Annotated in this window: 17 protein-coding genes; 9 read left to right on the top strand and 8 right to left on the bottom strand. The window is 68.9% G+C overall.

Annotated elements, in window-relative coordinates; genetic code table 11:
- Window positions 1-95 precede the first annotated feature (95 nt).
- From F0Q34_RS10185 to F0Q34_RS10170, 4 genes are all read right to left on the bottom strand, one after another.
- Window positions 96-668, bottom strand: a complete 573-nt coding sequence (locus tag F0Q34_RS10185) for a GNAT family N-acetyltransferase (RefSeq protein ID WP_149812090.1) — start codon at window positions 666-668, stop codon at window positions 96-98.
- A 217-nt stretch (window positions 669-885) separates the two neighbouring features.
- Window positions 886-1,668: a class II aldolase/adducin family protein gene (locus F0Q34_RS10180; RefSeq protein ID WP_149812089.1), complete on the bottom strand. Its 783-nt coding sequence runs from the start codon at window positions 1,666-1,668 to the stop codon at window positions 886-888.
- A 21-nt stretch (window positions 1,669-1,689) separates the two neighbouring features.
- The gene (locus F0Q34_RS10175) at window positions 1,690-3,273 is read right to left on the bottom strand and encodes an ABC transporter substrate-binding protein (RefSeq protein ID WP_149812088.1); all 1,584 of its coding nucleotides are present in this window, start codon (window positions 3,271-3,273) and stop codon (window positions 1,690-1,692) included.
- Between the two features lie 23 nt (window positions 3,274-3,296).
- Complete coding sequence (locus F0Q34_RS10170; protein ID WP_149812087.1) at window positions 3,297-3,899, bottom strand: phosphohydrolase; 603 nt, start codon at window positions 3,897-3,899, stop codon at window positions 3,297-3,299.
- A 344-nt stretch (window positions 3,900-4,243) separates the two neighbouring features.
- On the opposite strand from F0Q34_RS10170, the gene F0Q34_RS10165 reads away from it, so the two are divergent.
- Window positions 4,244-5,131, top strand: coding sequence for an NAD(P)-dependent oxidoreductase (locus F0Q34_RS10165; protein WP_149812086.1), 888 nt, complete (start codon window positions 4,244-4,246; stop codon window positions 5,129-5,131).
- 125 nt (window positions 5,132-5,256) lie between these two features.
- Complete coding sequence (locus F0Q34_RS10160; protein ID WP_149812085.1) at window positions 5,257-5,922, top strand: MBL fold metallo-hydrolase; 666 nt, start codon at window positions 5,257-5,259, stop codon at window positions 5,920-5,922.
- A 78-nt stretch (window positions 5,923-6,000) separates the two neighbouring features.
- Here F0Q34_RS10160 and F0Q34_RS10155 read toward each other — a convergent pair whose 3' ends face one another.
- The gene (locus F0Q34_RS10155; RefSeq protein ID WP_149812084.1) at window positions 6,001-6,648 is read right to left on the bottom strand and encodes an arylsulfatase; all 648 of its coding nucleotides are present in this window, start codon (window positions 6,646-6,648) and stop codon (window positions 6,001-6,003) included.
- Window positions 6,649-6,695: 47 nt separating this feature from the next.
- On the opposite strand from F0Q34_RS10155, the gene F0Q34_RS10150 reads away from it, so the two are divergent.
- From F0Q34_RS10150 to F0Q34_RS10130, 5 genes are all read left to right on the top strand, one after another.
- On the top strand, window positions 6,696-7,619 hold the full coding sequence (locus tag F0Q34_RS10150) for a MurR/RpiR family transcriptional regulator (protein WP_241665425.1): 924 nt from the start codon (window positions 6,696-6,698) through the stop codon (window positions 7,617-7,619).
- A complete protein-coding gene (locus F0Q34_RS10145; RefSeq protein ID WP_149812083.1) occupies window positions 7,616-8,971 on the top strand; it encodes an aspartate aminotransferase family protein in 1,356 nt (451 codons plus the stop codon). Before F0Q34_RS10150 ends, F0Q34_RS10145 begins: the two co-directional genes overlap by 4 nt.
- A 97-nt stretch (window positions 8,972-9,068) precedes the next feature.
- Entirely contained in the window at window positions 9,069-10,076 is a 1,008-nt protein-coding gene (locus F0Q34_RS10140) for an amino acid ABC transporter substrate-binding protein (protein ID WP_149812082.1), read from the top strand.
- Window positions 10,077-10,361: 285 nt separating this feature from the next.
- Entirely contained in the window at window positions 10,362-11,360 is a 999-nt protein-coding gene (locus F0Q34_RS10135; protein ID WP_161600824.1) for a Bug family tripartite tricarboxylate transporter substrate binding protein, read from the top strand.
- A gap of 8 nt (window positions 11,361-11,368) precedes the next feature.
- On the top strand, window positions 11,369-12,259 hold the full coding sequence (locus F0Q34_RS10130) for an amidohydrolase family protein (RefSeq protein ID WP_161600823.1): 891 nt from the start codon (window positions 11,369-11,371) through the stop codon (window positions 12,257-12,259).
- A gap of 131 nt (window positions 12,260-12,390) precedes the next feature.
- On the opposite strand, the gene F0Q34_RS10125 is transcribed toward F0Q34_RS10130, so the two are convergent.
- From F0Q34_RS10125 to F0Q34_RS10115, 3 genes are read right to left on the bottom strand one after another with little or no spacing between them, the layout of a single operon-like run.
- The gene (locus tag F0Q34_RS10125) at window positions 12,391-13,350 is read right to left on the bottom strand and encodes a Bug family tripartite tricarboxylate transporter substrate binding protein (protein ID WP_149812079.1); all 960 of its coding nucleotides are present in this window, start codon (window positions 13,348-13,350) and stop codon (window positions 12,391-12,393) included.
- Window positions 13,351-13,396: 46 nt separating this feature from the next.
- Window positions 13,397-14,146 (bottom strand): 3-oxoacyl-ACP reductase, encoded by a 750-nt coding sequence (locus F0Q34_RS10120; RefSeq protein ID WP_149812078.1) that lies wholly within the window; start codon window positions 14,144-14,146, stop codon window positions 13,397-13,399.
- Window positions 14,143-15,876, bottom strand: coding sequence for an acetolactate synthase catalytic subunit (locus F0Q34_RS10115; protein ID WP_149812077.1), 1,734 nt, complete (start codon window positions 15,874-15,876; stop codon window positions 14,143-14,145). Before F0Q34_RS10115 ends, F0Q34_RS10120 begins: the two co-directional genes overlap by 4 nt.
- Window positions 15,877-16,019: 143 nt before the next feature.
- Between F0Q34_RS10115 and F0Q34_RS10110 the strand changes: the two genes are divergently transcribed.
- Together F0Q34_RS10110 and F0Q34_RS10105 are read left to right on the top strand one after the other, a co-directional pair.
- On the top strand, window positions 16,020-16,694 hold the full coding sequence (locus tag F0Q34_RS10110) for a GntR family transcriptional regulator (protein WP_149812076.1): 675 nt from the start codon (window positions 16,020-16,022) through the stop codon (window positions 16,692-16,694).
- 176 nt (window positions 16,695-16,870) lie between these two features.
- Window positions 16,871-17,875, top strand: coding sequence for an aldo/keto reductase (locus tag F0Q34_RS10105; RefSeq protein ID WP_149812075.1), 1,005 nt, complete (start codon window positions 16,871-16,873; stop codon window positions 17,873-17,875).
- The last annotated feature ends 17 nt before the right edge of the window (window positions 17,876-17,892 follow it).

Below are 17,892 nucleotides of genomic sequence, written 5' to 3'. Positions count from 1 at the left end.
CGGCATTCCGGCCCTGAAACCCTTGCACAATGCAGCGAGCGGCAGGCGCGGATCGAGGAAGCGAGCCAGAGCCGGTGGCTGAAGGAAGGAAGCTCCTACTCGACCGCGGGAGCGGTCCTGTCGCTGTCGCCCAGAGACAGCTGCATCAGCACGGTGTCCAGCCAGCGCCCATGCTTGCGGCCGACCGAACGCAGGGTGCCGGTCAACTCGAACCCGAGCGTCCGGTGCAGGCGGATGGATGCCTCATTCCCGCTATCGCCAATGACGGCCACCATCTGCCGGTAGCCAAGGGCCGTGCATTCCTGGATGAGGGCTTCAAGCAGGCGGCGTCCGATGCCCCGGCCACGGGCTTCCTCGCCGATATAGACCGAGTTCTCAAGGGTGTGGCGGTAGGCGATCCGGGGCCGGTAGGCACCCGCATAGGCGTAGCCCAGCACCGCGCCGCCTGCGGCTTCGGCCACCAGATAGGGCAGCCCGCGTTCGGTGATGGCCGCGCGGCGCTGCCGCATCTCCTCGGCCGTTGGCGGCTCCGTCTCGAAGGTGGCGGTGCCATGCAGGACGTGGTGGCGGTAGATGGCGGCGATGGCACCCATATCCGCCTCGCTGGAAGGGCGGATCCTCACCTCGACCTTTTGCGGATTTCCGGAAGTCTCGTTGGGAGGCGCCATCGTCAGGTCTCGTGCTTGAATGAAAATCGCGTGGCAGGTCAGGATGGTATCCGCGCAGTGAAGCCCGCTTCCGGGCCATGGGCAACGGCATTGCCCCCCGGAAGATGTTGTCTTTCCAGGCGCCGGTGGGCTGTCACGGCGCCGCATGGCGCGACGGCCGGTCAGCGGGGCGTGGCCGCGGTTACGGCGTTTCCCGCCGAAGCGGCAGGCCTCCCGGTCAGTCGCGGTAGGAGGGGTCGGTGTCGTCCAGCAGCCGGCGCAGGGATGGCCATGCTTTCTGGCCACGGTCCAGCGCGAAATCCTTCTTGCTGAGCAGGGCGCCGAACCAGGCGGCTGCCTGATCGGAAATCGGGTTCAGCTTCGCCCCGCCGGACAATGCGGCGATCTGGGCGGCGCAGGCGCGCTCCAGCGTGTGCATCAGCCAGAACGCTTCGCCCACCGTGCGGCCGCAGGTCAGCAGCCCGTGATTGCGCATGATCAGCGCCCAGCGTTCGCCCAGGTCCCGCGCCAGGAAGGCGCGGCCATCGACGCCAGATTCCATGTGCTCGATGTCGTGATAGGCCAGGATGTCATGGAAGAAGCAGGCATGCTGACTGGCCTGCAGCAGCCCGTGCGACTGCATGGAAACCGCCATGCCTGCCACAGTGTGCGTGTGCATGACGCAAACGGCATCCGGCCGCGCCATGTGGATGGCCGAATGGATCACGAAGCCGGCGGGATTGACGCCATGGGCGGATTCCATCACCGGCTTGCCCTCCCAGTCGATCTTGACCAGCGAGGAAGCCGTGACCCGCTCGAACAGCATGCCATGCGGGTTGATCAGGAAGTGCTGGTTGTCGCTGCCCGGCACCGCCAGCGATGTGTGCGTGCCGGTCAGGTCCGCCCAGCCATAGCGGGCGATCAGCCGGTAGCAGGCGGCGAGATCAAGCCGCGCTTCCCATTCCTCCGGCGAAACCCGACCTTGGACCGAGGCGGGTTTCAGGGCTGCGACCGATGTCATGTTCCTGTTCCTCATGCATCGTCACGCACGCCGTATGTTCCACGGCAAAGCGTTGGTTGAAGAAATCCGGCCGGTGAGATGAGCGCGATGCGCCGTGGCGGGATAATACTGGCCCAGCGGCACGATCGGCGCGGTCTGGAAGGCTTCCTTTTGGATCTCGTCAAAGGCGGCCTGCTTTTCCGCATCCGTGGTTGCTTGGGTCCAGGCATTGGTCACGCGCTCGATCCCGGCATTTTCATACCAGCCGAACCAGCCATCCTTGCCCTGGCCGCGGATGTAGTAGTTCAAAGCGGGATTGGAGATCGAGACGCTTGTGGTCCAGGTGTGGAAGATGTTCCACCCTCCCTCCTCGACCGGCGCCCTGGATGTCCGCCTTTGCCCCAGGGTGCCCCAGTCCATCTGCTGCAAATCGACATTGAAGCCGAGCTTCTTCAGCAGATCCGCGGTCACCTCGCCTAGCGGCGCGATCGAGGGGAAGTCGGCGGGGTTGATCACCACCACGCGCTCCCCCCCATACCCGGCGCGCCGCACCGCTTCCTTGGCGCGGTTCAGGTCGCGTGGCTGATTCATCAGGCCGGAGCCGAGTTCCTTCACGAAAGGAACGCCGCAGGGGAACATGGCCGCGCAGGGCCGCCAGCGGACATTGTCGCCGTTCACGGCGCGCATGTAATCCGACTGGTCCACGGCGGAAAGCACGGCGGCGCGCAATCCGGGGTTGTTGAAGGGCGGAACCAGGGAATTGAAGCGCAGGATGGACAGGAAGCCGAGCTCGTCGATCTGCGAGACCTTGATGTTCCTGTCCCGGGTCAGCAGGGGCAGCAGGTCCGGATGCGCGAACTCCCACCAATCAACCTCGCCATTGCGCAATGCGGATGCCGCGGTCGAGGGGTCGGGGATGATCTGCCATTCTATCCGGTCGAAAAACGCCTGTTTTCCGCCGGACATGAAATCCGCGGGTTCCGTCCGTGGCACATAATCCCCGAACCGCGCATAAACGACGCGGCTGCCCGACACGAATTCCTTGTCCAGGAAACGGAAGGGGCCTGATCCGACGACCTCCGTGACCTGCGTGTTGCCATCCGTTCTGGCCAGCCGCTCGGGCATCATGAACGCGACCATCGAGGCCGGCTTGGCGATGGCATCGAGCAGGGGGGCGAAGGGCGTTTTCAGGCGGATGCGGATGATCCGGTCATCCGCTGCCTCCCAGGCATCGACGGAGCGGGCGAGGGTCTGCCCGAAGCTGTCCCGCTGGCTCCATCGCCTCAGGCTTGCCACGCAATCTGCGGCACGGACGCGTTCGCCGTCGTGGAATTTGAGGCCTTCACGCAGCTTGATGCGCCAGGTCAGCCCATCAGGGGAAACCTCATGCCCCTCGGCCATCTGCGGCTGAGGCCTGAGCTGGCTGTCCAGGCCATAAAGGGTGTCAAACACCGCATATCCATGGCCCGTGGTGACCGAGGCCGTCGTCCAGATGGGATCAAGCGCTGTGAGGTTGGCCTGAGGCACCATGCGGAGCGTCCGGTCCCGCACCGGCTGCCCGATGGTCGGGGAGGCGAGCATCGCTGCCCCCGCGGCGGCTCCGGCCAGAAGCTTCCGTCGATGCATCCCTCAAACCTCCCTCCGGCCGGCTAGTTCTTGCCTGCTTCGAGAATTGCGTATGGATGTTTCCGGTACAAACGTTCGGTGCCGCGCGCGAAGACGCGGCGGACCATCGGCTCGAAGGCTTCAAGCGGAAGGTTGTCGTAACTCCCGTCGAAGCAGCTCTGGTCGAAGCGCTCGCAGAAATCCAGCGTCCGCTCAAAGGCGGGATGTCCCTGGTATTTGAGGCAGGCTGCCCTGTCATACTGGGAGTGGTCCCGGAAATGCAGTTGAAAGATCGGATGGTTCGCCACCATCCAGTGATTTTCCGCCGATACGAAGTTCCTGACCACCTCTCCGGCGATGTCGCCGTGATTGAAAGGGTCAAGAAACTCGCCGACATCATGAAGCAGGGCACAAACGACGTATTCCTCGTCCATGCCGGCCCGGAACGCCTTTGTGGCCGCCTGCAACGCATGCGTATAGGCATTCACCTGCCAGCCGCTGGTTTCAACCGTTTCCTGGCTTCGCAACAGGGCAAGAACATGAGCGCCGGCGCTGCTGATGTCCCGCTCGCGGGATCGGTGAAATACCTGCTCCCATTCCTCGGCGGAGGTGTCTCGAAAGCTGCCAGCGGCAATGAATGCGCTCATGCATCCCTCCATGCGGTTGTAGGTCCGGTCGGTAACCTCGTGCGACAATCGGGAATGGAGAACCGTTGCGTTCAGGGACCGAAAAAGTCAATCCTTTTCCAGCTTCATCTTCGCGGGCATCGCCAGGCCGGGATGCATGAGCGGGACGCTGGCGGCTGTGGCGGGGCCTTTGGCGGGCCGGACGATGGGCGCAGCGGTGATGCGGTGCCGGACAGCCCTCCTGCGCCCCCAGGGCAAGCGGCAGCGGGCGGCTTTTTCAACAACGCCGCAATCGTTTAGCAGGGTTCACGGGAAGGCGGCGGCGCCGCATGATCCCGCCGCGAGACCATGGATCTGGAGTGGATATGAGCAAGCAGCCAACAATCGGCATGATCGGCGTCGGCCTCATGGGGCATGGCATCGCCTGGAACATCGCGAAGGCCGGCTATGGCCTGACCGTGCTGGACCATCCGGGAAATCAGCCGCTGGACGACCTGCGCGGGATGGGGGTGCAGGTGAAGCCGCAGATCGCCGATGTTGTCGAGGCCGCCGATATCATCGTGCTGTGCGTGACCGGCTCGCCCCAGGTCGAGGCCATCCTGACCGGGCCCGGCGGGGTCGTGGCCAATCTGCGGCCCGGCATGATCGTGGTGGACTGCTCCACCGCCCTGCCCGAGTCCAGCGCGCGCATGGCCGCCGCGATTGCCGCGGCGGGGGGGCATTTCCTGGATGCGGCCATGACCCGGCTGCCGCAACATGCCCGTGCCGGCACGCTGAACCTGCTGATCGGCAGCGAGCCGGCGCTGCTCGAACGCGTGCGGCCGCTGCTGGAAACCTTCAGCGAGAACATCACCCATATCGGCGGCGTCGGGTCCGGCCACCTGATGAAGCTGCTGCACAACTATGTCTCGCTGGGTTTCATGGCGCTGCTGGCCGAAGTGGCGGCGCATGGCCAGAAGGCCGGCGTGGAGATGGCAACGCTGATCGATGTGCTGGCGCAGGGCGGCGGCGGCGGCACGGCGCTGCAGCGCATCTCGCCCTTCCTGCTGGCAGGTGACCCATCCTCGGTGCCGTTCTTCATCAGCAACGCCGCCAAGGATCTGGGCTATTACCGTGAGGCGGCGGAAGCGGCCGGCGTGCATCGTGCCATCGCCGATGCGGTCGGAGCCACATTGGATGGGGTGGTCGCGAAAGGCCATGGGCAGGATTTCGTGCCGCAACTCGTGGAACTGCTGAAGCCAGGGAAGATCTGAGCCCGGGATTTGCCCCGGCGCAGCCTGGCTGGGCGCATGTCGGCCGCCGGCTCGCGGTCCCGTCAGGCGGCGGGGAGGGGAGGCGGCCGTTGACCCTTCCCGTCCCGGCATGGCAGGCAGGGTCCATGCCGAAGCTCCAAGCCGCCCAGATCCCCGTCACGCCCTTCCAGCAGAATTGCGCCCTGGTCTGGGATGCCGAAACCCGGCGCGGCACCGTGATCGACCCGGGCGGTGACGTGCCGCGCATCCTGGCGGCGCTGGACGAGGCGGGTTTCGAGGTGGACCGCATCCTTCTCACCCATGGCCATCTGGACCATGCCGGGGGCGCCGCCGCGTTGAAGCGCGAGCTGGAGGCGCGGCAAGGCAGCGTCGTGCCGGTCGAGGGGCCGGACCGCCGGGACGCCTTTCTGCTCGAAGGCCTCGTCGATCAGGGCGCGCGCTTCGGCATCGAGGGGCTGGAGAACGTGACCCCCGACCGCTGGCTGGCCGAGGGCGACACGGTCTCCATCGCCGGCCAGGACTTCGCGGTGCTGCATTGCCCCGGCCACACGCCCGGCCATGTGGCCTTTGTTTCCACGGCCCTGGGGGTCGCGCTGGTGGGGGACGTGGTCTTCCGCGGCTCGGTGGGGCGAACCGACTTTCCTTATGGCGACCATGCGGCGCTGATCGCGGCCATCAGGAACAAGCTGCTGCCGCTGGGCGACGCGATCCAGTTCCTGTGCGGCCACGGCCCCGGCTCGACCTTTGGCGAGGAGCGGCGGTCCAATCCCTTCCTCAAGGGCCCCGGCTGAAGAAGCCAGGGGGCTTAAAAAGCCAGGGAAATGAGGAAGTTGGGGCTGGGGCGCGATCGCGGCGGCGCCCGGCCCGGCCTATGCGCCGAGAAGCCGCCGCATCTTCCGAACCGCGCTGTCGGGTGTCGTCAGCACCGGCTTCCCGGTCGCCGCCACGATGGCCGGCGCCGCCGAGGCGAGGCTGAACTGCGCCAGGGCAATGATGTCGCAGCCCTCCAGGCCAGCGGCGGCCTGCGCCGCGAGCCGGTTATGGGCCGCGACGTCGCCGGCATTCAGCGCCTCCAGCGCGCCTTCGGCCAGTCGCGGATGCAGCCTGGTGCCGGCGGGGAACTCGGGCGGCATGGAGCGCAGGGTGGGCGCGAAGCTGGCCAGCAGCCCGATCGTGCCGCCAGCGGCCACGGCTTCCTCGATCATCGCCTCGTTGGGCTTCAGCACGGGAAGCGGCGCCAGCGCCTCGCGGCAGGCATCGATGCAGGGGCCGAAGGCGGAGCAGGTGAACAGGATTCCGTCTGCCCCGGTTCCCACCGCGTAGCGCGCCAGATCGAGAAAGCGCCCGGTCATCCTGTCCGTCAGCTCGCCTTCCCGCATCAGATCGGCCGACAGGCTGTCATCCAGGAGGTTCATCAGGCGCGCTTCGGGCCAAAGGCGGGAAAACGCCTCCTCCACCGGGGGCGGCGAATGGCGCAGGGCGTGGATCAGGGCGATCCGGGGCAGGCTTCCGGTCATGGAACATTTGTATCATGATCTAATCCTTGAGGGCAAAAAGGATATATGTGTTGCATGATGGCGGGGCGCGGTGCGACGCTGCCGCCATGGATGACGAGACGCCTCTTGCCGCCCTGCGCCGGGCGATGCCCGGCCTGCCGCCGCGGCTGCGGGAAGCGGCGCGCTATGTCGTCCGGCATGACTACGACGCCGCCACACGCTCCATGCGCGAGCTGGCGCAGGCCGCCGGCACCAACCCGGCCACCTTTACGCGGCTGGCCCAGGCCCTCGGCTATGCCGGCTGGGAACCGCTGCGGGACACGCTGATCGAAGCCCGCCGCAGCGGCCCGGAAACGCCCTTTTCCGGCCGGCTGCGCCAGGCGGCGGCCCGCCCGCCCGGCGCCGCGGCCCCGGCCGGCGAGCTTCCGGCCGAGATGCTGGGCAGCGACCTGGGGGCCCTGGCGCAGCTCGACCCCACGCCCATCCTGGCCGCCGCCACGGCGCTGCACGAGGCGCCACGCATCTGGGTGGCGGGGTTCCGGTCCTGCCGCGCGGTGGCGCAGCTGCTGCATTACCAGCTGCGCCTGTTCCGCCCCGACAGCGTGCGGCTGGTGGGCGGCGCCGGGCCGGAGGACCTCGACCTGGGGGATTTCCGCGGGGGGGACGCGGTGGTGCTGATCGGCTTCGTGCCTTATTCGCGCTCCATCGCCGTGGCCGCCCGGATGGCCCATGCCGCCGGCTGCACCATCCTGGCGCTGGCCGACCGCGCCGATGCCCGCATGGCGGCCGGTGCCCATCACCTGCTGCTTTTCGAGGCCGAAGGCACGCCGGGCTTTTTCCCGAGCCTCACCGGCGCGCTGTCCATCGCCCAGGCCCTCGCGGCCACCGCCTTTTCCCTGGGTGGGGAAGCGGCGCTGGCCCGCCTGCGGGAAACCGAGGCACGGCTCGCCGCCCTTTCCGCCTACATGCCCGACCAGGACCTCACGCCATGAACGATCTTCCCACGGCGCCGCGCCGCTCGCGCGTGCTGCACCGCTCCTCCCGCGCTACGCCGCCGGTGGCGGTGGGCGGGCATGGTGTCTGGCTGGTGGAGCAGGGGGGGCGGGAAATCCTGGATGCTTCCGGCGGCGCCGCCGTGTCCTGCCTGGGCCACCAGCACCCGCGCATCGTCGCCGCCATCCACCGGCAGGCCGACCGGCTCTGCTACGCCCATACCGGCTTCTTTTCCAACGAGCCCGCCGAGGCCCTGGCGGAGGAGCTGGTGGGGCACGAGCCGGGCGGGCTGACGCAGGCCTATTTCGTGTCCGGCGGGTCGGAAGCGGTGGAGGCGGCGCTGAAGCTGGCGCGGCAATACTTCCTGGAGATCGGCCAGCCGCAGCGCGGCCGCTTCATCGCCCGCCGGCAGAGCTATCATGGCAACACGCTGGGCGCGCTGGCGGCCGGCGGCAACGCCGCGCGCCGCGCGCCCTACGCGCCACTGCTGTCGGATGCCTTCAGCCATGTCTCGCCCGCCTTCGCCTATCGCGGGCAGGGGGAGGGCGAGGACGAGGCGGCCTTCACCACCCGCCTTGCCGCCGAGCTGGAGGCGGAGTTCCAGCGCCTCGGCCCGCAGAACGTCGCGGCCTTCGTGGCGGAAACGGTGGTGGGCGCCACGGCCGGCTGCGTGCCGGCGCCGGAAGGCTATTTCCGCGCGGTGCGCGAGATCTGCGACCGCCATGGCGCGCTGCTGATCCTGGACGAGGTGATGTCCGGCATGGGCCGCACCGGCACGCGGCACGCCTGGGAACAGGAAGGCATCGCGCCCGATATCCAGGCGGTCGCCAAGGGGCTGGGCGGCGGCTACCAGGCCATCGGCGCCGTGCTGCTGTCGGGCCGCGTGGCGGATGCCGTCGAGCAGGGCTCGGGCGCCTTCCAGCACGGGCACACCTATCTCGCGCATCCCATCGCCTGCGCCGCCGCGCTGGAAGTGCAGCGGGTGATCCGCGAGGACGGGCTGCTGGACAACGTCATGGCCATGGGCACGCTGCTGGACGCCAGGCTGCAGGAACGCTTCGGCAACCACGCCCATGTCGGCGACATCCGCGGCCGCGGCCTGTTCCGCGCCATCGAGCTGGTGGCGGACCGCGCCAGCCGCGCGCCCTTCGATCCCGCGCGGCAACTGAATGCGCGGGTGAAGAAAGAAGCCCTGGCACGCGGCCTGGCCTGCTATCCTGGCGGCGGCTCGGTGGATGGCGTGCGGGGGGACCACGTCCTGCTCGCGCCGCCCTACATCGTTTCCGCCGCCGAGATCGGGCTCATCGTCGAGCGGCTGGGCGAGGCGGTGGACGCCGCCCTCGCCGGCTGAGGCCAGGGCCGCCCGGCACCGGCCTGGTTCTTTCACATTTCCTCCGGGCATCCGCCAGGGCGCAGTGCCGTCACTTCCCATTGGTTGAAGGTTCAACATGAAAGTTCTGATGCTTGCCGGCGGCCTGCTGCTGGCCGCCACCGCCACCATCCAGGCCGCGACGCTGGACACCGTGAAGCAGCGCGGCACCCTGGCCTGCGGCGTCAGCACCGGCTTCGCCGGCTTTTCCACACCGGACAGCCAGGGCAATTACCGCGGCATCGATGCCGATTACTGCCGCGCCATCGCCGCCGCCGTGCTGGGCGACGCGGCCAAGGTGCGCTTCGTGGGCCTGACTGCGCAGAACCGTTTCACCGCGCTCCAATCGGGCGAGGTGGACGTGCTGCTGCGCAACTCCACCCAGACCTTTCTGCGCGATGCCACCATCGGCCTGCATGCCGGGCCGGTGAACTTCTATGATGGCCAGGGCTTCGCGGCGAAGCGCGAGGCCGGCGTCGCCAAGGTGGCCGAGCTGGACGGCGCCACGGTTTGCGTGGCGCAGGGCACGACGCATGAATCCACGCTGGGCGACTACGCCCGCGCCAACAGGATCACCCTGGAGCCGGTGGTGTTCGAGCGCCCGGACACCATGTACCAGGCCTTCTTCTCCGGCCGCTGCGACGCCATGACGCAGGACGCCTCCGCCCTGGCCGGCGCCATCAGCGTCGCGCCCAACCCGGCGGACTACATGGTGCTGCCCGAGACCATCTCGAAGGAGCCGCTCGGCCCCTTCACCCGCAATGGTGACGGCCAATGGTCCACCATCGTCGCCTGGGTGCATCACGGCCTGGTGGAAGCCGAGGAGGCCGGCGTGACGCAGGCCAATGCCGAGGAGCAGGCCAAGGGCGGCAGCCCCGTGGCGCAAAGGCTGCTGGGCACGTCGGGCGATTTCGGCAGCCGCATCGGCCTCGACAACCGCTGGATGCTGAACGCCATCAAGGCCGTCGGCAATTACGGCGAGGTGTTCGAGCGCAATGTGGGCGGCGGCAGCGCCCTGAAGCTGTCCCGTGGCCGCAACGCGCTCTGGTCCCAGGGCGGCATGATGTACGCCATTCCCTTCCGCTGAGGCGCCATGCGCCGGACCGCGGCCTCCGGGCCGCGGCCCGGCGCACCAGCCGCGGAAAGGTCCGCGGAAAGACAGGCTTCCTGCCCGGCATCCCCGCTGCCGGAGGGAGGGGCGGCTGGACATGGCCGGTCCTGGCGCGCCATCACAAGGCGGCGGGATGCGCGGGCGACAGGTGGCCGCGATTGTGCGCGGCGCGGAATGATGGGCGCCGGCGCATCGACATTCCGGCTGGCTAGGATCATCTTGCGCCTCAAGCGAAGCAATAAATCGAGGGGGAAATTTCCCATGACGCAGTCCCTGGAAACAGGTATGGCGATCAGCCGTCGCGCCTTGCTGGCCGCTCCGGCGATCCTGGGTTCCACAGGCGCCCTGGCGCAGTCGGGCAGTGGCGATTGGCCCCGGCGCACGGTTCGCGTCGTGGTGCCCTGGCCGCCAGGGGGTGGCGCCGACACGGTGGGCCGCATCCTGTTCACCCATCTTTCGGAAACCCTGCGGGCTTCCTTCGTGATCGAGAACCGGCCGGGTGCCGCGGGCGCGATCGGCGCCGCCGCGGCCGCGCGATCGGAGCCGGATGGCTACACCGTGCTCTATGATTCGACGCCGCAGACCATCAATCCGGCCTTGCATTCCGACATGCCCTTCGACCTGTGGCGCGACCTGCGGCCGGTCTTCCTGGCCGCGGTGGTGCCGAACCTGCTGATCGCCACGCCTTCCGCCCCGGCGCGAAGCGTGGCCGACCTCATCGCCCTGGCGAAGGAATCGCCGGGCAGCGTCAATATCGGCTCCTCGGGGAATGGTTCGGCGCAGCACATGGCCCTGGAACTGTTCCGGCAGGCGGCGGGCATCACGGTCAACCATGTGCCCTATCGCGGCGGCGGCCCGCTGACGAATGACGTGATCGGCGGCCAGATCCATTACGGCTTCGCCAATGGCTCCGGGGCGACAGGGCATGTGCGGGGCGGATCGGTCCGTGCGCTTTGCCACACCGGCACCGGGCGCCTCGCCTCGCTGCCCGATGTGCCGTCCATGGCGGAAACCCTGCCGGGCACGGAAGCCTATGAATGGAACGGCGTGTTTGTTCCCACCGGAACGCCGGACATCGTGGTTGAGCGGCTGAACACGGCGATGAACGCCGCCATCCGGGACCCGGCCATCGCCAACCGCCTGGCGCAGCTCAATGTCGGCACGCGCGCCAACACCCCGGCGGATTTCAACAGCTTCCTGCGGGCCGAATGGGACAAGTGGCACCGCGTCGTCAAGCAGGGCAACATCCGCATCGACTGAGGCCTCCCATGACCATACCCACACCCGGCCCCGACCCGCATCCGGAGCCGGTTTCCCCGCCGCCGCCCACCGGCGGCTGGGATTGCCACGCCCATATCTTCGGCCCCTCGGACCGCTTTCCCTATGCCGAGGGGCGCGGCTACACGCCGCCGGATGCGCCACCCGCGCATTTCCTGCGCCACCTCGACGCGCTGGGGCTGCGGCATGGCGTGGTGGTCCAGGCGAATGCGCATGGGCTGGACAACGGGGCCATGCTGGCCGCGCTGCGGGAAGCGCCGGAGCGGCTGCGGGGCGTCGCCATCATGCCGGCCGGAACCACGCCGGATGTGCTGCGTGAATGGCACCGGCTGGGCGTGCGCGGCCTGCGCTTCCACCTGTTCCACCCCGGGCACCGGCCGAACTACCGCCGGGGCGTGGGCTGGGACGCGGTGGACGCCTTGCTGCCGACCCTGCGCGAACTCGGTTGGCATGCGCAGTTCTGGGCGGATGCGCGCGTGCTGCCGGATGAGGAGGAGCGCCTCGCCAGGCTGGCGACGCAGCTTCCCGTGGTGCTGGACCATCTTGGCGAGGCCCCGGCGGCGGATGGCATGGAGACGCCCGGCTTCCAGGCGTTTCTCCGGCTGGTGCGCGACCATGGCGCCTGGGCGAAGCTGTCGGCGCCCTACCGCGTCTCGCTCCAGGGGCCGGATTATCCGGATGCCGTGCCGCTCTACCAGGCGGTGCAGCGCGCGGCGCCCGATCGCGTGGTCTGGGGCAGCGACTGGCCGCACCCCCAGATCCCGGAGGAGCGGATGCCCAATGACGGGCGCCTGCTCAACCTGCTTCTCGCCTGGATCACCGATCCTGGCGAGCGCGAGCAGGTTCTGGTCCGCAATCCGGGGCGGCTCTACGGCAACTGAAGCTCCGGCGGTTGGCGCGCGGGCCTTTGATGACGCGCGCCGCCCTTGGCTGCCCCTTGAGCGGCGTGGGCGGCCGGAGGGGTTTTCCTCCGGCCGCCTGACCGCCGCGCAAGGATGGTGTCGCCGCGGCGTTACTGGGCGATGGACGGGATCGGCGACGCCTCGACCGACGCCTTGGTCCGTTCATAGCCGGTGAGCGCCATGTCCCGGTATTGCGCGCCCGGGATGCCGGCGGGATCGACGCCGATGCGCTTGAAGGCCTGCACCATGGCCGGATTCCTGGAAGCGGCGATCATGGCGCCCTCCAGCCGGGCGACGACGTCCTGCGGCGTTCCCTTGGGCACAGCGAGGCCCAGCCAGGAATCGATCTCCACGTCGTAGCCGGCTTCCTTCATGGTCGGAACATCGGGGAATTCCGGCCAGCGCACCGGGCTGGCCGATGCCAGGATGCGCAGCTCGCCGGCTTCGATCTGCGCCATCACGTCGGAGGGGTTCTGGACGATGACCTCCACCTGGCCGCTGAGCAGAGCCACCACCGTGTCATTGCCGGATTTGTAGGACACCTGCTCGAACTTGGCGCCCGAAACCCGCGCCAGGTCGAACATCGCCAGATTGTTCGGCGCCGAGGGCGCGCCAAAGAAGACCGGCTTTCGCTTGCCCGCCTCAACCAGGTCCTGGAGCGTCCTGTAGGGCGAGGACGCCTTGACCACGACACCGTAGCGATAGCGGCCGAAGGCGCCGACATAGGTGAAGTCGTCCGTCTTGTAGGGCACCTTCATCAGCAATGGCGTGATGGCCACGGCCGAATAGGTGACCACGCCCAGCGTGTAGCCATCGGGCTGCTGGGAGGTCAGCCAGGCCGGGGCCAGCGTACCCAGAGCGCCGGGCCGGTTCGTCACCACCACCGGCTTGCCGAGCTCCGCCGCCATGGCGCGCGCCAGCTCGCGGCTGGCCACGTCGGTGTTGCCGCCCGCGCCGTAGTTCACCACCATCTGGACCTCGCGCTCCGGCCAGGCGGCCCATGCGCTTCCGCCCACCAGCGCCAGGGATGCGGCCAGCGCCACGCGGCGCCCGATCAGTGTCTTGTTCATTGTTTCACTCCCATTCATTTCATGCGGTCCGGACCGGAGCCGCGTCTCAGGGCATGTAGAAGCCGCCATTGACGTCGAGCACCGCGCCATTGACGAAGCCTGCTTCCTCGCTCGCGAGGTAGAGGATGGCGGACGCCACCTCGTCGGTGGTGCCAAGGCGGCGCACCGGGATCTGCTCGGCATATCGCCGGTTCACCTCGGGGCCGGCTTGGCTCGCCATCTCGGTCAGGATGCGGCCGGGCGCCACGGCGTTGGCGGTGATGCCGGACGGGCCCATCTCGGCCGCGATGGCGCGGGTCAGCCCGAGCAGGCCGGCCTTGGACGCCATGTAGCTGCCGCCCGCCACCAGTGATTTCGAGCGGCCGGCCAGGGAGGAGATGTTGACGATCCGGCCCCAGCCCATCTCCCGCATGCCGGGCAGGAAGGCCTGGCACATGCGCAGCACGGCGGTGAGGTTGACCCGGAGCACGAACTCCCATTCCTCCGGATCGATCTCCAGGATCCCGGCCGAGGCGCCATCGGGCTTCTTGGGCGACACGCCGGCATTGTTGACCAGGATGCCCACCGCCCCCCAGCGCCGCTCGATCTCGCTCCGCAGCGCCTGGATGCCCGCCATGTCGGTGACGTCGAGCTGTTCCGTCATCAGCGCCTCGGGCGCGGATGTTCCCAGCAGCGTGGCGGCATCGATCGGCGCGCGGTCGATGGCGACGACGCGGTGGCCCCGGCGCAGCATCTCGCGCGCCGTGGCGTGCCCGATGCCGCGCGAGGCGCCGGTGACGAGCGCGACCCGGCTCATGCCTCCGCCCCCGGCGTGTAGAAGGTGATGGGCGGATAGGCGTTCTGGTCGCAGATCACCTCGACCAGCGCCGTGGTGTCGGCCGCCATCGCGGCGCGCAGGGCGTCCGCCAGATCCCCCGGCGCCTCGACCCGCAGCCCCACGCATCCCGCGGCGCGGGCGATGGCGGCGTGATCGACGGGATGGAAATGCACGGCCGAGGTGTGCGCGCCGAACTTCACGTTCTCCGCATGCTTCTGGAAGCCCAGGATGCCGTTGTTGATGAGCAGCAGGACAACCTTGATGCCCATCCGCCGCGCCGTTTCCAGCTCCGACCAGACATGGCCGAAGCCACCATCGCCGGCGACGCAGAAGACCGTGGCCTCCGGCCGCGCCACCTTGGCGCCCAGTGCCATGGGGAAGCCCCAGCCCAGCCCGGCCAGGCCGCGCGGCGTCAGGAAGCGCTGCCCGGCCACGCGGGCCTTGAGGTAGTTGGTGATCCAGATCGAGGAATAGCTGGCATCCGCCACGACGATGCTGTCCGCCGTCATCACCCGCTCCAGCTCGGCCATCAGGCGCTCGGGGCGGATCGGCGCGGCGTCGGAGACGCGCACCGCCTCGGAATCCTGCCAGGAGCGCCGGCGGGCCTCGCCGATGCGCGCTTCCAGCGGCCCCCGCGCGGCGCGGCGGGCAGACAGGTCACGGTTCTGGAAAGCCTGCACCAGGGCGCGCAGGGTTTCCCGGGCATCGCCCAGCAGCCGGGTGGCCTCGTAGTTCCGGCCGATCTCGGCGCCGTCCACGTCGATGTGGATGTAGCGGGCGTCCGGCGGATAAAGCTGCCAGGAATCCGTGCCGTTCTGGTTGGTGCGGTTGCCGACCAGCAGCACGAGGTCGGCTTCCCGGATCAGCGCCCGCTGGTGCCGGCTGCTGGCATTGGGGCCCATCGAGGAACCCACCACGCCGAGCGACAACGGATGGTCCTCGCTGACCGCGCCCTTGCCCATGACGGTGGTGCCGACCGGCAGGTGGGCCACCTCCTGCAGCTCGGCCAGCTCCCGCGCGGCGCCGGAGATGTGCACGCCGCCCCCGGCGATCACCAGCGGGCAGCGGGCGGCGGCGATGGCCTCCGCCACCTCGGCCACTGTCTCGGCATTGGCGGTCGGCCGGTCCAGCGGGAAATGGCCCAGATTGGCGCGCCGGCTGGAAGCCGGGCCGGCTTCCGTCAGCAGGTCGGCCGGCAGCAGCAGGGCCACAGGGCCGGGCCGGCCGGAGCAGGCGATGGCGAAGGCCTGGTCGAGGTAATCCTCGATGCGGGAAGCCTCGGTCACCCGGCGGACCCATTTGGTGCAGGGCGCGAACAGGGCGAGGTGGTCGAATTCCTGGAAGGCGTTCCGGTCGGTCTGGTTCCGGGCCACGTCCTGCACCAGCGCGATCAGCGGCACCGAAACCTTCAGCGCCTCGGCCAGCGGCGGCACCAGCAGGGTGGCGGCCGGGCCGTTCTGGGCGGTGACCACCCCTGGTCGGCCGCTGATCCGGGCAAAGCCATCCGCCATGTAGCCGCCCGCATTCTCCGTCCGGTAGGCGACCTGGCGGATGCCCGCCTCCTCGCAGGCCAGGTGCAGCATGCTCGGAAGGCTTTGCCCGAAGACCTCGGTCACGCCATGGCGCAGCAGGCCCTGGGCGATGCTGTGCGCCACGGTCTGGCGATGCTGCAGCCCGGGGGCGGAGAGCGGTGACAAGGTGGCGTTCAAGGATTGTCCCTCCTGATGTTGGCCAGGAGGGTGCGCAGATTTTATAAAATGTAAAGAGCGGCTGACGAAAGCGGCGCAGGGGTGATAACCTCGTCCTCGCTGCCGGAAGGCGGCGCGTCGCGGTTTTCCAGGGGCTGCCAATCATGCCGATGCTGCTCGGGCAGGTGCCCCGCGAGAACATCGCCTCCCGCATCTATCGCTCGGTCAAGACCGAGCTGATGACGGGCCGCCTGCGCCCGGGCGAAACCATCACGCTGCGCTCCCTGACCGAGGAGCTTGGCGTCAGCCAGACGCCGGTCCGGGAAGCCCTGCTGCAACTGGCTTCCGAGAAGGTGCTGACGGTCAGTCCGGGCCGCTCCCTGTCGGTGCCGGTGCTGACGGAAGCGCAACTCACCGAGCTGCGCGACATCCGCCTGGAACTCGAATGCCTCGCCACCCGGCGGGCCGTGCCGGGGGTGGATGCCGCGGCGCGGCGCAGGCTGGCGGCGATCCATGAGGGCCTGGCGGCGGCACGGCGGGCCGAGGACCGCGAGGGCGTCCTGCGCGGCAATCTTGACTTCCACTTCACGCTCTACGCCGCTTCGGGGATGCCTCATCTGGTCGCCATGATCGAAAACCTTTGGGTGCAGACGGCGGCCTATCTGAGCTTTCTTTATGTGCCGCCCTTTCCATCCCTGCCGGGCCCGCATCCCCATAGCGGTGTCCTGGAGGCCCTGGAAAAGAACGATGCCGCCGCCGCCGTGCGCCATGTCCGGCGCGACATCCTCGATCATGGCGAATTGCTGATGGCGTCCTTGCGCCGGGGTGGGTTGATCTAGGCACGCGCGCGCCTGCCCGCGGGGTTCTGGCAACCTTTGGCATCCGGCAGCTTCCGGCCTGCGCCTCGCCTGCTCTCCCTCGGGTTCTCCCTTTGGCTCTCCCTCTGGTGCGCCCGGCTTCATGGCCGCACTATGGTCCGCACATGGCTGCCCTTTAGGCCCACCGGGAGCAAGCAATGCCCATCGAGACACGTCCCTTCGGTCCGGACGACCTGCCGGTTTCTTCCCTTGGCTTCGGATGCGGGGGCGTCGGCGGCCTGATGGTGCGCGGCGCGGCGGCGGACCAGGAACGCGCGATCGCCCGCGCCCTGGAAGCCGGCATCACCTATTTCGACACCGCCGTGCAATATGGCGACGGCGCTTCCGAGCGGAATCTGGGCAACGTCCTGCGCAAGCTCAGGCCGGCACAGGCCATGGTCGGCACCAAGGTCCGCCTGCGCTCGGACGAGTTCGGCAACATCGCGGCCGCGATCGCCGCTTCCCTCGATGGCAGCCTGAAGCGGCTGCAGCGGGAACAGGTCGAGATCTTCTACCTCCACAACGAGGTCACCCTGGATGGCGGCGGGGAGAACCTCAGCCTGCGCCAGGTGCTGGAGGAGGTGGTGCCCGCCTTCCAGGCGTTGCGGGCCGCCGGCAAGCTGCGGCTGCCGGCCTTCACCGCCGTCGGCGAAACCGCGGCGCTGCATCAGGTCATCGATGCCGGCTTCTTTGGCGGCGCCCAGGTCATCTACAACATGCTGAACCCCTCGGCCGGCGCGGCGCTGCCCGCGAACTATCCGGCGCAGGATTACGGAAGGCTGCTGGAGCGCATGCGGGCGGCGCGCATGGGTGCGGTCGGCATCCGCGTCCTGGCGGGGGGCGCCCTGAGCGGCTCCGGGCATCGCCATCCGGTGGCCAGTCCGGCGCCGGCCCCCATGGGATCGGGAGATTCCTACGAGGCCGATCTCCGCCGGGCGAGGCGGCTGATGCCATTGGTGGCCGAAGGCTTCGCGGACTCCCTGCCGGAAGCGGCCATCCGGTTCGCCATGAGCCATCCGGCCATGGGAACGATCCTGGTTGGCATGGCCAGCGTGGAGGAATTCGAAGGGGCGCTGGGGGCCGTGCTGAAGGGTCCGCTGCCGCCGGCGGCGCTGCAACGGCTGGCCGCGCTCACCGACGGCTTCTCGGGCGAAGGCGGCTAGAAGGGCCGCGATTCCTC

Source organism: Teichococcus oryzae (genome assembly GCF_008386565.1).
Lineage (GTDB): Bacteria > Pseudomonadota > Alphaproteobacteria > Acetobacterales > Acetobacteraceae > Pseudoroseomonas > Pseudoroseomonas oryzae.
This window is presented reverse-complemented; position numbering and strand designations above follow the sequence as displayed.

Coding starts and splice junctions, on each gene's coding strand:
- F0Q34_RS10180 (WP_149812089.1), bottom strand. CDS start 1,668: ATGACATCGGTCGCAGCCCTGAAACCCGCCTCGGTCCAAGGTCGGGTT.
- F0Q34_RS10130 (WP_161600823.1), top strand. CDS start 11,369: ATGACCATACCCACACCCGGCCCCGACCCGCATCCGGAGCCGGTTTCC.
- F0Q34_RS10140 (WP_149812082.1), top strand. CDS start 9,069: ATGAAAGTTCTGATGCTTGCCGGCGGCCTGCTGCTGGCCGCCACCGCC.
- F0Q34_RS10110 (WP_149812076.1), top strand. CDS start 16,020: ATGCCGATGCTGCTCGGGCAGGTGCCCCGCGAGAACATCGCCTCCCGC.
- F0Q34_RS10155 (WP_149812084.1), bottom strand. CDS start 6,648: ATGACCGGAAGCCTGCCCCGGATCGCCCTGATCCACGCCCTGCGCCAT.
- F0Q34_RS10175 (WP_149812088.1), bottom strand. CDS start 3,273: ATGCATCGACGGAAGCTTCTGGCCGGAGCCGCCGCGGGGGCAGCGATG.
- F0Q34_RS10170 (WP_149812087.1), bottom strand. CDS start 3,899: ATGAGCGCATTCATTGCCGCTGGCAGCTTTCGAGACACCTCCGCCGAG.
- F0Q34_RS10185 (WP_149812090.1), bottom strand. CDS start 668: ATGGCGCCTCCCAACGAGACTTCCGGAAATCCGCAAAAGGTCGAGGTG.
- F0Q34_RS10105 (WP_149812075.1), top strand. CDS start 16,871: ATGCCCATCGAGACACGTCCCTTCGGTCCGGACGACCTGCCGGTTTCT.
- F0Q34_RS10120 (WP_149812078.1), bottom strand. CDS start 14,146: ATGAGCCGGGTCGCGCTCGTCACCGGCGCCTCGCGCGGCATCGGGCAC.
- F0Q34_RS10125 (WP_149812079.1), bottom strand. CDS start 13,350: ATGAACAAGACACTGATCGGGCGCCGCGTGGCGCTGGCCGCATCCCTG.
- F0Q34_RS10165 (WP_149812086.1), top strand. CDS start 4,244: ATGAGCAAGCAGCCAACAATCGGCATGATCGGCGTCGGCCTCATGGGG.
- F0Q34_RS10145 (WP_149812083.1), top strand. CDS start 7,616: ATGAACGATCTTCCCACGGCGCCGCGCCGCTCGCGCGTGCTGCACCGC.
- F0Q34_RS10135 (WP_161600824.1), top strand. CDS start 10,362: ATGACGCAGTCCCTGGAAACAGGTATGGCGATCAGCCGTCGCGCCTTG.
- F0Q34_RS10160 (WP_149812085.1), top strand. CDS start 5,257: ATGCCGAAGCTCCAAGCCGCCCAGATCCCCGTCACGCCCTTCCAGCAG.